Source organism: Caulobacter sp., assembly GCF_049283275.1.
Classification (GTDB): Bacteria; Pseudomonadota; Alphaproteobacteria; order Caulobacterales; family Caulobacteraceae; genus Caulobacter.
Genome location: NZ_JBAPVS010000240.1, coordinates 1 through 12,221, shown reverse-complemented (window position 1 = coordinate 12,221; position 12,221 = coordinate 1). Strand labels below are relative to the sequence as shown.

The following is a 12,221-nucleotide window of genomic DNA, read 5'->3' as shown; positions in this document are numbered from 1 at the left end:
TCCACCGTTGCCGGATCGTCCGCGTCGATCAGGGCTAAGGGGAACATCGCTGAAGACGACACGTTGATTTCCCGAAGGCCGCTTGGCCTTGAAACTGGGGAGCAACCTCGTGATCCGCACCTATCAGATCGAACAGGGTGGACCGGCTTTCGAAAGCAAGTCTCTGCGCGGACGCTCGGTCGGACGCAATCGCGTCACGGCTCTGGCGGTGATCGCCGCGGTGGCGGCGTCGGCGGGGCTTCTCCAGCACTTCAACAACAACCTCGCTCCCAGCGGGCCGGCTGCGCCGGACGCTGGGATCTATTTCGCCGCCCGATAAGGAGGCTTTTCCATGCCCGCCGATCTCGAAGATCACGGTCCCGTTCTGAACGCCACCCGCGCTCGCCAAGGGCGCTGGGGAGGCCATGTCTTCTGGGTGCTGGTCATCTCGACCGTCCTGGCCGCCGCGGCGCTGTTCGGCGCCTGGGGTCTGCGCTCGGGAGACCTGGCCGGGGTGGAGCACACCAAGGGCGCCACCACGACCCAGGAAGCCGAGCACTACTCCACTGAACAGTCCCCGGTGAAGCAGACGCCCGCCGGCTAGGTCGGCTTCGCCGCCCGACGGCCGCGCCGCAAGAAAAAGGCCCCGGTGAAAACCGGGGCCTTAGTCGTTTCAGGTCCTGACCTAGTCCCTTGTCTTGGGATCAGGCGGCCTTTTGGGTCCGGCGCGGGTGGAAGAACAACGCCTGTCCGATCGCCGCCTTCACCGTTTCCGGCTGGAAGGGCTTGGTGATCAGGAAGGTCGGTTCCGGACGCTCCCCGGTCAGCAGACGTTCGGGGAAGGCGGTGATGAAGATCACCGGCACGTCCAGACGGGCCAGGATGTCCTTGACCGCGTCGATGCCCGACGAGCCGTCGGCCAGCTGGATGTCGGCCAACACCAAGCCGGGCGTCCGGCGGGCCACCGCGTCGACCGCTTCGCCGCGGGTGGCGGCGATGTCGATGACATCGTGTCCCAGTTCGCGAACCAGGGCTTCGATGTCCGCCGCGATCACCGGTTCGTCCTCGATGATCAGGACTTCGGTGGCCAGTTCGGCGTCGATCTCGCTCTGGGCCTCGGAGATCAGACGTTCGACCTCGCCGAAGTCGCAATCGAGGATCTGCGACGCCTCGGTCGGGGTGAAGCCTTCCAGGGCGGTCAGCAGGAACGCTTGCCGCGAGCGCGGCGCAATACGCATCAGACGCTGCGAAGCGTCATCGGCCGCATTGAGCGAGTCGTCGCGTCGCGCTTCGAGTTGCGCGCCCGAGGACAGCCAGATGGCGTGGAAAACGCGATACAGCGCGACGCGCGGCGACAGATTGGCGTCCAGCGACCGCTCGCCGGCCGCCAGGGCCTCAAGCGCAACGCGGACATAGTGATCGCCAGTGGTCTGGTCGCCGGTTAGCGCACGGGCATAGCGACGAACGTAAGGCAAGTGCGGCGCCAGCCGGGCAAGAAGACTCATGACCCCTCCCGTGTGAGTGTCTTCGGATACAAAAAAGCCTGCGGTGCGGTGAAGCTACGCCGTTCGGCTCATCCGAACATAAACGCGACCTTCAAGCGCCGGTTCCATGGACGGTTCCGAAGTCAGAATAATTTTGCCATCATATGCTCAAGCTTGTGGAACCTCATACGGAATCCGACGTTGTCATCCGGCGTACTCTCATTCGGCCAAAGGGGGCGGGCGTCGCGGCTTGTCGGCGTCGAGGACATGATCGAACACGTACCCATGGAAGACCACCGCAAAGGGGCGGCCGCGCTCGATGAAGCACGGCTCCGTCAGCAGGCTATCGGCGTCAAGCTTCGTCAGATGTTCGACGAGGTCGTGAATGAGCCGGTGCCGGACGAGTTTCTGGACATTCTGCGTAAGGCCGAGAAACCGTCGGGAGAGCGTTGAGCATGAGCGAAGCGCAAGTCGGCCGGTCACCGTTTGACCCGGCCCGTGACGGAGTCTTCAAGAAGGAGCTCGTCACGCTCATTCCGCATTTGCGAGCCTTCGCCAGAACCCTGACCGGCGACCCCACCGCAGCCGACGATCTGGCGCAGGACGCCATGATGAAGGCCTGGGACGCCCGCGCCAGCTTCCAGTTGGGCACCAACATGAAGGCCTGGACCTTCATGATCCTGCGCAACCAATTCTATTCCGAAAAACGCCGGTCCTGGCGTCAGAGCCAGCTCGACCAGGAGGCGGCCGAACGCACCCTGGTGGCGGTCGACGACCCCGAGGCGCCGGTGGCCCTGGACGAGCTGCGGCTTAGCCTGGCCATGCTGCCGCCGGAGCAGCGCGAAGCCCTGATCCTGGTCGGGGCCGGCGGGTTCGCCTACGAGGAGGCCGCCGAGATCTGCGGTTGCGCCGTGGGCACGGTGAAGAGCCGGGTCAGCCGGGCGCGGCGAGCCTTGCAAGCGATCCTCGAGGCGGGCGCCTATGATCGCGACGGCGCCGCCGCTGGCGACGCCATGTACGCCATCCTGGCCGACGCGGAGAGGCTGAGCACCCTAAGGTGAAGTTTCTTCTCGGGCGCGGGGCCGGCATGGTCGGATCTATCCGGGTCCGCCTGGCCGGTGCGTTGTTCCTCGCGCTCTTGCCCGTTCTGATCCTCGGCATTCTGCAGTCGGTCTTCGCCTTCAAGGCTGAGGCCGACTCGCGTCGTCAGAGCCTGGAACTGGCGGCCGGCCGCAGCGCCGCGATCGCCCGCGCCCGCATCGAGGCGGCCGGCGTCCTGCTCCAGACCCTGGGGCCGGGCTCGATCGGGCTGGAATGCGCCCAGCGCCTGGGCGCGGTGAAGCAACGCCTGCCCGGTTACGCCAACTTGATCCGGTTCGACGCGCGTGGCCGGGTCTCCTGCGCCGCGGAGACCACGCCCTCGGATCCCATTCGCGCCAGCCGCCCGTGGTTCCAACGCCTGGCCGCCGGATCGCACATGGTGGTGGCCAGCAACCCCGGCGCGGCCTATGCGCATGAGCCGTCCGTCCTGACGGCCGTGCGGGCCGAAAGGCCTGACGGCCGATTCGACGGCGCCATGGTCGCCGTGCTGACCCTGTCGACCATCCAGCCTGAAACCGCCAACCGCTACCTGCCCGGCGGGGCGGAGGTGGCTCTGGCCGACTCCGAGGGCCATGTCTTCGCCGCGACGAACCGGCGGGCGTTCGGCACGTCGACCACCGCCTGGCGCAACCAGGCCGTCAAGACCGGCTCGGCCCTGTGGGCGGGCCGTGACGCCGACGATCGCCCGCGCGACTTTTCGGCCGCGCCGCTGGTCGGCGAAGAGGTCTTTGTCATCCTGTCGGCCAAGGCGCCGGGCCTTGCCTCCTGGGCCTGGCTCAATCCGATGCTGCGCTTGCTAGCGCCTCTGCTGGCCTTCGTCCTGGCCCTGGCGGCGGTGGTCTACGCCACCGAACAAGCGGTGATCCGATGGATCGTCTATCTGCGCCGCGTCGCGGCCATCTACGCCCGCGGCCGGTTCACCGTTCGTCCGCTGCAGGCCGAGCGCGCGCCGCCGGAAATCCGCGAACTGGCTGCCACCCTCGACGACATGGCCGCCGGCATCGTCGCCCGGGACGCCTCGCTGCGCGAGAGTCTGGGCGAGAAGGACGCGCTGATGCGCGAGATCCATCACCGTGTGAAGAACAATCTGCAGATCATCTCGAGTCTGCTGAACATGCAGCAAAGGGCCCTGACCGATCCGGCCGCCCGCTCCGCCCTGAACGACACCCGCCAGCGGATCACCGCCCTGGCTCAAATCTACCGGGCCCTCTACCAGGGTCCCGATCTCAAGCGCGTGGACCTGCGACCGTTCCTCGAGGAGCTGACCGCCCTGCTGCTGGCCGGCGACATGTCGACGGGCGGCCCGATCCGCACCGAGGTCCACGCCGACCCGCTGGTCATCGATCCTGATCGCCTGGCGCCCTTGGCCCTGTTCGCTGTCGAGGCCATCACCAACGCCCAGAAGCACGCCCTGGCCGAACGGGGCGGCACGCTGACGGTCGAGTTCTTCGTGCGCGGCGAGGAGGCCGAGTTGGCGATCGGCGACGATGGCCCCGGGGCGCCCAAGGGCCCCGTCGAGGGGGTGGGCCGAACCCTGATGACGGCCTTCGCCCGCCAGCTGCGCGGCAAGCTGCTGTTCGACACTTCTCCGGCGGGCGGGCTGCTGGTGCGTCTGGTGTTCCCGACTCCGCAAGCCCCGCCGGTCGACGCCGCCTGACGCGGAACCAAGCGGCGCCGTCAACGTTCAGGTGGGGACAACACCCTATGCGCCCATTCGGGGCGATCACCGGAGAAGACCCATGCGCAAGCTCATCATTCTGGCCGCGATCGCCGCCAGCCTCAGCGTCGCCGCCTGCAACACCGTCGAAGGCGCCGGCAAGGACGTCTCGTCGGTCGGCGGCGCCGTCAGCGACACCGCCAAGGACGCCAAGTAGTCCTGACGAACGGCGGGGCTCTGTCCCGCCCAGTCTAGGTTCTGAACCTGGCATCAAGCCCGCTGGTCTTCGGATCGGCGGGCTTTTTCGTGCGGTCAGGCCGCGGCGCTGAAGTTGGGATCTCGGGCGAACAGACCTGATCGGCCTGTGATTGGCCGTACCGCGCCGGTGAGCCCCTCGAGCGATTCGCCGCTGCCGACCAACATCACGCCGTCGTCTTCCAGCTGGGCGGCCAGACTCTCGATCACCCGGCCATGCACGCTGGGATCCAGGCCGGGCAGCACGTTACGCAGCAGGATGGCGTCGAACTTGCCCATCGAGGACAGGTCGGCCAGCAGGTTGATCCGCCGCCAGCGCACGGACTGGCGGATGCGCGGGCTGATCGCCCACATCTCGTCCTGATTTTCGAAATGCTTGACCAGAAGACGGATCGGCAGACCCCGCTGCACCTCGAACTGGGTGTAGAGGCCGCTCTGGGCCTTCTCCAGGCAGCGGTCGGAAAGGTCCGAGCCGAAGAATTCGAATCGGGCGCCGGGCGCGAGGTCGCGGGCCTCCGCGGCGGTCATGGCCAGGGAATAGGCCTCCTGACCCGTCGAGCAGGCGGCGCTCCAGATGCGGATCGGCCGTTTGCGCACCAGCTTGGACAGGGTCGGCAGCAGTTCGTCGCGCAGTTGGTCGAAGACCTCGCGATCGCGGAAGAACGCGGTCTCGTTCAGGGTCAAGGCCTCGACGACGGCCCAGATCAGGCGATCTTCGCGTTGGGTGCGAACGGCGGCGATCATCGCCTCGATCGAATCGAAACCTTCCCGCCGCGCCAAGGGATTGAGCCGGCTTTCGACCAGATAGGCCTTGTCGTTTTCGATCCGCAGACCGGCGCGCTGGCGGGCCAGGGCGGCCAGCAGATCCATGTCCTCGGGCGTCACAGCAGGCCCGCCTCGGCGAACTTCGCCGCGATGATGTCGCCGTCGAACGGCTTCATGATGTACTCGTCCGCGCCGGCGTCCAGCGCCTCGCGAATGGCCTCGATCTTGTTCTCGACGGTGCAGAAGACCACGATCGGGCCTTGGCCGCCCGGCTCCTGGCGCAGATGGCGCAGGAACTCGATCCCGTTCATCACCGGCATGTTCCAATCCAGGAGCACGGCGTCGGGCATCGCCGCCCGGCACCAGGCCAGGGCTTCCATGCCATCGGCGGCCTCGGCGATATCGAAGCCTATGTCTTCCAGGACGCGCCGGGCGACTTTGCGGATCACCCGGCTGTCGTCGACGACGAGACAGGTCTTCACGGCACGCTCCAATTCAATCCCCTCAGCTTGCGGCGGAGGGAGTTAAGGAGCGGTGACGGTGATCGCGATCTTGAGGGTTTATCCCCGGGAACGGCTCAGGCTGGGACCCAGGCCGCCAGGCTGACCTGGTCCTCGCCCAGTTGGACCCCGACCTGGCCGCCGGCCGCCCGGACCAGGGCGTGCAGATAGGCCGCCTGCACCCATGGTCCGCCCAGGCCCTCGGACAGGGCCTCGCCCTTCAGGCCGGACAGGATCTCGGGACGAAGGCGAGCGCGGGGACCGACGGAGTCGGCGGTGATCGCCACCCGGCCGTCGGCCACCACGGCCCGCAGCGTCGCCTTGCCGCCGGCCGGCAGGGCGCTGGCGGCGATCTGGGCGATGTTGAGGATGGCCCGGGCGCTGGCCTTGTTCATGGTCGAGGGCGGGATGGCCCAGTCCAGCGTCGGGCGCACATGAGCGAACACGCCCTGGGCCAGCTTTTCCAACTCGCGGGAGTCGAAGTTCTCGGCCGAGGCCGAGGCGCCGAAGGCTACGCGCGTGAACTGAAGGAGGTCGGCCAGCTTGCGGGCGCTGGACGAGATCAGGCTCATGGCGTCCTCGCGCATGTCCTGGGCGGAAGGGTCCTCCAGCAGGTCCAGGCCCGAGACGATGGCGCTGGCCGGGCTGATGAAGTCGTGACAGAGACGCGCGGCCACCAAGGCGGCGAAGTCAGGTCCGTTGACGTTCAGCTCGGGAGCGTCGGTGCTTGGGGCAGGCGTGGGAGCGTCGGCGTCGGTCATGACGCGATCTTTGGCGTGATTTGGAAGTTTGGCAAACGGGGCCGGGGTGAACGGGGCTGGCGTGGGCCGGAGCGGCGGCCTATCAGGAGCCGTCATGGATCCGTTTCTCGAGCCAGGCGCCCTGGTGCGCCATCCCGACCAGCCCGACTGGGGCCTGGGCCAGGTGCAGTCGGTGATCGGCCATCGCGTGACCGTCAATTTCGAAGACGCCGGCAAGCGGACGGTGGACGCCACGCGCGTCACCCTGCTGTTCATCGGCGATGACCCCCGAGGATCCTAGCGGAAGGCTATGACCCTCAGAACCACAACAAACGGAGCATGGGCCGCCCAGGCTCTGGAGGCAGCTGAATGACCCCTGCGAACTTGGCCGACTACGGCCGCGACCTGGCGACGATCGTCGAGGCGGCCGCGCAGGTCATCCTGCCGTTCTGGCGCACCGAGCTGGACGTGATCCGCAAGGCCGACGAGAGCCCTGTGACCGAGGCCGACAGAGCCGGCGAACGGCTGATCCTGGCCAAGCTGGCCGAACGCTTTCCGGAGATCCCGGCGATCTCCGAGGAGCACGCCAGCGAATTCGGCGCGCCTGACGCCATCGGCCCGCGCTTCTTCCTGGTCGACCCGGTCGACGGCACCAAGGCCTTCGTGCGCGGCGATCCCAACTTCACGGTCAATATCGGTCTGATCGACAATGGCGTCCCCGTGGCCGGCGCGATCTGCGCCCCGGCGACCGGCGAGGTGTGGTTCACCAGCGCCGAGGGCGTGCTCAAGCGCGACGTCTCCGGCGGCGCGGAGACTCGCGTCCAGGTTCGGTCGTGGCCGGAAGGTCAGGCCCTGGCCCTGGTCAGTCACACGATGAGGGAAGAACGGGCGGCCGAGCTGGCGGTCCAGTACGGCTTCAGCCTGCGCGCCCCGATGGACAGCTCGATCAAGCTGGTCCGCATCGCCGAGGGCGCCGCCGACATCTATCCGCGCCACGGACCCACCATGGAGTGGGACACCGCCGCCGGCCACGCCATCCTGGTCGCCGCCGGCGGCCGCTTCACCACGCCCGAGGGCGAGGCCTTCACCTATGGCAAGGCCGACCAGGGCTTCCGCAACGGCTGGTTCGTGGCGCGCGGGGGCTAGCGCTTTTTCGGCTTGGCCTTGGCCTTGGCCTTCGTCGGCAAATGAACCCCCAGCGGAGCGGCCGGCGGTCTGCACTTCATCTGCAGGCCCAGGCCCTTGAGATAACCGCGCCGGATCGACCCGGCCAGAATCGCCGCTTGGACCTCATTGGCGTTCTTTTCGGCGCCGCTGAGCTTGCGGATCCAGGACCGCATGGGGATCAGGCCGTGGATCACGGTCTCGCCGAGCTCGGTGGCCGACATGCCGCTCTTGATCTGGGTGGAGGCGGCGTCGAGGTCCGGCGCCAGCTCGCCGTCGAGCGCGTCGACGGCGTCGAAGATCGTCCTGCAGGTCAGGGGTGACGGCAGGGCGTAAGTCGCCGTGCGCGCCTCGATCAGCACCGACGGGATCTTCTCCTTGATCATGCCCGCATCCCTGAACGGCGAGGACGCCACCTTCGAGGCGCCCTCCCCGATCTGTCTGGCCCTGGACGGCTCAGGCTCGGGCTCGGTCTGGGCGAGGGCGGGACTCGCCAGCAGCAGGGTCGCCGCGACGGCGAGGATAGAGTGTCGGGTGATTTGCATGAACAGCCTCCGGACACGGAGAACTGTTTGGGGCGACAAACGGATGCCGACGCGGTCGATTTTTATCGAAGGGGGTCTCGGCGTCGTCGAACAGGACGCCGGATATGGAAACGGCCGCTCCCTTTAGGGAAGCGGCCGTTTTGGTGGAGCTTAGCGGAGTCGAACCGCTGACCTCTTGCATGCCATGCAAGCGCTCTACCAGCTGAGCTAAAGCCCCAAGGTTCAAAGGTTTCCGAGTGGAGAAACCTAGAATTCCTCAGTGTCTTCGACGGTTCCGGGCAGGTGGCCCCCGAAGAGGCGCGGAACCTATGCCGGGAGGATTTTTGGATCAACCCTCCCGGCATACTTTTTTCGGAAAATTTTTCAGACCGTCGGTCGATCAAATTTCCGAGTGGGCGCGGACGAGATCAGTCGTCGTCACCGGCGCCCGGCAGGCCTTCGATTTCGTCCTCCAGGACGTCTTCGTCATCTTCGTCCTCGAGGAAGGGAACGTCGTCGGCCTCGTCTTCGGCCAGTTCGTCCTCTTCCGAGAAGTCGACGCCCAGGTCGTCGGCGACCGGAGCCGGCGCGACGGTCGGGTCGGTGTCGTCGTCATCGGCTTCGACGACTTCCTCGGCGGCCGCGTCGATTTCCGGGGTCTCATCGACCTCGTCCTCGTAGCCGTCCTCCTCCTTGGGGGCGGGGGCGGGCTTTTCGTCCTCGGCGTCGTAATCCGGCGTCACGGCGCGAGCACGGACGCGGCGCGATTTCAGCGCCTCTTCCGGATCGAACGATTCCCCGCATTTGGGGCACAGAGCCGGGCGGCGGCCCAGGTCATAGAATTTCGATTGGCAGTTGGGGCAAATTTGTTTTGCGCCCAATTCGGGATTGGCCAAGTTGGCGACCCTTTGATCCAGATGGGAAAAGCGGCCGGTCACTTGCCATGAAGGGGGGCCGCTGTCAAAAGCAAACCCCTCGCGAAACCCATCATGATCAAGGAGCCGGTTTCGGCATGACGACGGCTGGACTGAAAAGCACGCCCGGCGCGGCCTTGCGTGGAACCGTTCGGGCCCCCGGTGATAAGTCGATTTCGCACCGCTCCCTGATTCTCGGCGCCCTGGCCTCGGGGACCACGACGGTCGAAGGCCTGCTGGAGGGCGCAGATGTGCTGGCGACCGCCCAGGCCATGCGCAGCTTCGGCGCGCGGGTCGAACAGGAAGGCGACAGCCGCTGGCGGATCGAGGGTCAGGGCGGCTTCGTCGAGCCGTCTGATGTGGTCGACTGCGGCAACGCCGGCACCGGCGTGCGGCTGATCATGGGCGCGGCGGCGGGTTTCCCGTTGTGCGCCACCTTCACCGGCGACAGCTCTTTGCGTGGCCGACCGATGGGCCGGGTCCTGGACCCGCTGGCCCGGATGGGCGCCACGTGGCTGGGCCGCGACAAGGGCCGCCTGCCGCTGACCCTGAAGGGCGGCAACCTGCGCGGCCTGTCCTACAGGCTGCCGATGGCCTCGGCCCAGGTGAAGTCGGCCGTGCTGCTGGCCGGCCTGCATGCCGAGGGCGGGGTCGAGGTGATCGAGCCGGAAGCCACCCGCGACCACACCGAGCGCATGCTGCGGGCCTTCGGGGCCGAGGTGATCGTCGAGGATCGCGCCAATGGCGACCACACCGTTCGCCACATCCGTTTGCCGGCCGGCCAGAAGCTGACCGGAACCCATGTGGCGGTGCCGGGCGATCCCTCGTCGGCAGCCTTCCCGCTGGTGGCGGGCCTGATCGTCCCCGGTTCGGAAGTGATCGTCGAGGGCGTGATGCTCAATGCGTTGCGCACGGGCCTGTTCACGACGCTGCAGGAAATGGGCGCGGATCTGGTGATCTCGAACGTTCGCGAAAGCAGCGGCGAGCAGGTCGGCGACATCACCGCGCGCTACTCGCCCAACATGAAGGGCGTCGTCGTGCCGCCCGAACGCGCCCCGGCGATGATCGACGAGTATCCGATCCTGGCCGTCGCGGCCGCCTTCGCCACGGGCGACACGATCATGCGCGGCGTCGGCGAGATGCGCGTCAAGGAAAGCGACCGCATCGCCCTGACCGCCGCCGGCCTGGAGGCCTGCGGCGTCGATGTTGAGGAGGAACCCGAGGGCTTCATCGTCCACGGAACGGGCCAGGCGCCGCGGGGCGGGTCCATGGTCGAAACCCACGGCGACCACCGGATCGCCATGAGCCACCTGATCCTGGGCATGGCCGCTCAGTCGGCGGTGTCGATCGACGAGCCGGGCATGATCGCCACCAGCTTCCCCGGCTTCGTCGAGATGATGCAGAGCCTGGGCGGAACGATCGGGGACGCCTGACCATGGCCCCCAAAAATGCGGCCTTCGTCATCGCCGTCGACGGTCCCGCCGCCTCGGGCAAGGGCACGGTCGCCAGCCGGTTGGCCAAGCTCTACGACTATCCGATGCTCGACACCGGCCTGCTTTATCGGGCGGTGGGTCTGCGCTTGCTGAACGCCGACGGCGACCTGGACGACGCGACCGGCGCCGAGGCCGCCGCGCGCGGCCTGGAGCTGGCCGAGCTGGAAATGCCCGAGGTCCGCACCCGCCTGGCGGGAGAGGCGGCCAGCCGGGTGGCCGTGCATCCCGGCGTCCGCGCGGCCCTGTTCGCCCTGCAACGCGATTTCACCCTCCGCGAGCCCGGCAGCGTGATCGACGGCCGCGACATCGGCACGGTGATCGCCCCCGAGGCGCCGGCCAAGCTGTTCGTCACCGCCAGCCCCGAGGTCCGCGCCGACCGTCGCTGGAAGCAGTTGGTCGACCAGGGCGAGGAGGTCGCCTTCGACGAAATCCTCGCCGACATCCGCAAGCGCGACGAGCGCGACAGCGGCCGCGCTTCGGCCCCGCTGATCCAGGCCGCCGACGCCGTCTTGCTTGATACGTCGGAAATGACTATAGACCAGGCCTTCGATGCGGCCCGCCGCATCGTCGAGACGGCGCGCGCCCGGTGGGGAAACCCCAAGGGCTAATCCACCGCCCGCCTCGCCGCCGCTCAGGACGCGACGGATCCGCATCAAAAATCACCCCACCCGGAATCCCGAGAACCGTTATCCGACGGCGCTCACCGCAGGGCTTCCCTCAACACGAGACTAAACATCAGCATGGCTGACGATATGAGCTTCAACCCGACGCGCGACGATTTCGAAGCGCTGCTGAACGATTCCATGGGCGGCCGCGACTTCCAGGAAGGCACCGTCGTCAAGGGCATCGTTGTCGGGATCGAGAAGGACTTCGCGATCATCGACGTCGGTCTGAAGACCGAAGGTCGCGTTCCCCAGAAGGAATTCGGCGTCGACGAAGCCGGCAAGCCCACCATCAAGGTCGGCGACAGCGTCGAAGTCTTCCTGGAGCGCCTCGAAAACGCCCTGGGCGAAGCGGTCATCAGCCGCGAAAAGGCCAAGCGCGAAGAAGCCTGGACCCGTCTGGAAGGCGTCTACGCCAAGAACGAACCCGTGCTCGGCGCCATCGTTGGTCGCGTCAAGGGCGGCTTCACCGTCGACCTGGGCGGCGCCTCGGCCTTCCTGCCCGGCTCGCAAGTCGACATCCGCCCGGTGCGCGACGTCGGCCCGCTCATGGGCAAGGAACAGCCCTTCGCCATCCTCAAGATGGACCGTCCGCGCGGCAACATCGTCGTCTCGCGTCGCGCCATCCTGGAAGAAGCCCGCGCCGAGCAGCGCACCGAACTGGTGTCGCAGCTGCAAGAGGGTGAAATCCGCGAAGGCGTCGTCAAGAACATCACCGACTACGGTGCGTTCGTTGACCTGGGCGGCATCGACGGCCTGCTGCACGTGACCGACATGAGCTGGAAGCGCGTCAACCACCCGAGCCAAGTGCTCGCCGTGGGCGACACCGTGAAGGTCCAGATCGTCAAGATCAACCCGGACACCCAGCGCATCAGCCTCGGCATGAAGCAGCTGCAGTCCGATCCGTGGGATGGCGTCGAAGCCAAGTACCCGGTCGGCGCCAAGTTCACGGGCCGCATCACCAACATCACCGACTACGGCGC

At 67.3% G+C, this 12,221-nt stretch carries 17 protein-coding genes and 1 tRNA gene; 11 read left to right on the top strand and 7 right to left on the bottom strand.

Features of this window, described 5'->3' with window-relative positions:
* Positions 1 to 109 precede the first annotated feature (109 nt).
* On the top strand, positions 110 to 319 hold the full coding sequence (locus WAL33_RS13660; RefSeq protein WP_422182092.1) for a hypothetical protein: 210 nt from the start codon (positions 110 to 112) through the stop codon (positions 317 to 319).
* A 12-nt stretch (positions 320 to 331) separates the two neighbouring features.
* Positions 332 to 583: a hypothetical protein gene (locus WAL33_RS13655; RefSeq protein ID WP_422182091.1), complete on the top strand. Its 252-nt coding sequence runs from the start codon at positions 332 to 334 to the stop codon at positions 581 to 583.
* Positions 584 to 683: 100 nt separating this feature from the next.
* Here the strand turns inward: WAL33_RS13655 and WAL33_RS13650 are convergent, their stop codons facing one another.
* A complete protein-coding gene (locus tag WAL33_RS13650; protein ID WP_422182090.1) occupies positions 684 to 1,484 on the bottom strand; it encodes a response regulator in 801 nt (266 codons plus the stop codon).
* Positions 1,485 to 1,730: 246 nt separating this feature from the next.
* Between WAL33_RS13650 and WAL33_RS13645 the strand changes: the two genes are divergently transcribed.
* The 4 genes from WAL33_RS13645 (at position 1,731) to WAL33_RS13630 (ending at position 4,438) form a co-directional block, all read left to right on the top strand.
* Positions 1,731 to 1,916, top strand: a complete 186-nt coding sequence (locus WAL33_RS13645) for a NepR family anti-sigma factor (protein WP_012284186.1) — start codon at positions 1,731 to 1,733, stop codon at positions 1,914 to 1,916.
* Positions 1,917 to 1,918: 2 nt separating this feature from the next.
* Positions 1,919 to 2,524, top strand: a complete 606-nt coding sequence (locus WAL33_RS13640; RefSeq protein ID WP_422182089.1) for a sigma-70 family RNA polymerase sigma factor — start codon at positions 1,919 to 1,921, stop codon at positions 2,522 to 2,524.
* 26 nt (positions 2,525 to 2,550) lie between these two features.
* Positions 2,551 to 4,221: a sensor histidine kinase gene (locus tag WAL33_RS13635; protein WP_422182088.1), complete on the top strand. Its 1,671-nt coding sequence runs from the start codon at positions 2,551 to 2,553 to the stop codon at positions 4,219 to 4,221.
* 82 nt (positions 4,222 to 4,303) lie between these two features.
* Positions 4,304 to 4,438 (top strand): entericidin A/B family lipoprotein, encoded by a 135-nt coding sequence (locus WAL33_RS13630; protein ID WP_422182087.1) that lies wholly within the window; start codon positions 4,304 to 4,306, stop codon positions 4,436 to 4,438.
* Positions 4,439 to 4,533: 95 nt separating this feature from the next.
* Here the strand turns inward: WAL33_RS13630 and WAL33_RS13625 are convergent, their stop codons facing one another.
* The 3 genes from WAL33_RS13625 to chpT form a co-directional block, all read right to left on the bottom strand.
* Positions 4,534 to 5,361 carry a CheR family methyltransferase gene (locus WAL33_RS13625; protein WP_422182086.1) on the bottom strand — a complete coding sequence of 276 codons (828 nt, stop codon included), beginning with the start codon at positions 5,359 to 5,361 and terminating at the stop codon, positions 4,534 to 4,536.
* On the bottom strand, positions 5,358 to 5,735 hold the full coding sequence (locus WAL33_RS13620; RefSeq protein WP_422182085.1) for a response regulator: 378 nt from the start codon (positions 5,733 to 5,735) through the stop codon (positions 5,358 to 5,360). The genes WAL33_RS13625 and WAL33_RS13620 overlap by 4 nt, the downstream gene beginning before the upstream one ends.
* Positions 5,736 to 5,818: 83 nt before the next feature.
* Positions 5,819 to 6,502 (bottom strand): histidine phosphotransferase ChpT, encoded by a 684-nt coding sequence (chpT, locus tag WAL33_RS13615; RefSeq protein WP_422182084.1) that lies wholly within the window; start codon positions 6,500 to 6,502, stop codon positions 5,819 to 5,821.
* Between the two features lie 94 nt (positions 6,503 to 6,596).
* Here chpT and WAL33_RS13610 point away from each other — a divergent pair, with 94 nt between their 5' ends.
* Both WAL33_RS13610 and cysQ read left to right on the top strand, forming a co-directional pair.
* Positions 6,597 to 6,782, top strand: coding sequence for a DUF3553 domain-containing protein (locus tag WAL33_RS13610; RefSeq protein WP_422182083.1), 186 nt, complete (start codon positions 6,597 to 6,599; stop codon positions 6,780 to 6,782).
* 68 nt (positions 6,783 to 6,850) lie between these two features.
* Entirely contained in the window at positions 6,851 to 7,627 is a 777-nt protein-coding gene (gene cysQ, locus WAL33_RS13605) for a 3'(2'),5'-bisphosphate nucleotidase CysQ (protein ID WP_422182082.1), read from the top strand.
* On the opposite strand, the gene WAL33_RS13600 is transcribed toward cysQ, so the two are convergent.
* The 3 genes from WAL33_RS13600 to WAL33_RS13590 form a co-directional block, all read right to left on the bottom strand.
* A complete protein-coding gene (locus tag WAL33_RS13600) occupies positions 7,624 to 8,190 on the bottom strand; it encodes a hypothetical protein (protein ID WP_422182081.1) in 567 nt (188 codons plus the stop codon). The two genes, cysQ and WAL33_RS13600, sit on opposite strands and share 4 nt — an antisense overlap.
* Before the next feature lie 141 nt (positions 8,191 to 8,331).
* Positions 8,332 to 8,407: transfer RNA gene (locus tag WAL33_RS13595), tRNA-Ala, on the bottom strand.
* A gap of 190 nt (positions 8,408 to 8,597) precedes the next feature.
* On the bottom strand, positions 8,598 to 9,065 hold the full coding sequence (locus WAL33_RS13590) for a TIGR02300 family protein (RefSeq protein ID WP_422182080.1): 468 nt from the start codon (positions 9,063 to 9,065) through the stop codon (positions 8,598 to 8,600).
* A 116-nt stretch (positions 9,066 to 9,181) separates the two neighbouring features.
* On the opposite strand from WAL33_RS13590, the gene aroA reads away from it, so the two are divergent.
* The 3 genes from aroA to WAL33_RS13575 form a co-directional block, all read left to right on the top strand.
* Positions 9,182 to 10,516 (top strand): 3-phosphoshikimate 1-carboxyvinyltransferase, encoded by a 1,335-nt coding sequence (gene aroA, locus WAL33_RS13585; RefSeq protein ID WP_422182079.1) that lies wholly within the window; start codon positions 9,182 to 9,184, stop codon positions 10,514 to 10,516.
* Between the two features lie 2 nt (positions 10,517 to 10,518).
* Positions 10,519 to 11,184 (top strand): (d)CMP kinase, encoded by a 666-nt coding sequence (gene cmk, locus WAL33_RS13580; RefSeq protein WP_422182078.1) that lies wholly within the window; start codon positions 10,519 to 10,521, stop codon positions 11,182 to 11,184.
* Positions 11,185 to 11,316: 132 nt separating this feature from the next.
* Positions 11,317 to 12,221, top strand: a 905-nt coding sequence (locus tag WAL33_RS13575; RefSeq protein ID WP_422182077.1) for a S1 RNA-binding domain-containing protein, incomplete at its 3' end; no start/stop codon positions are given.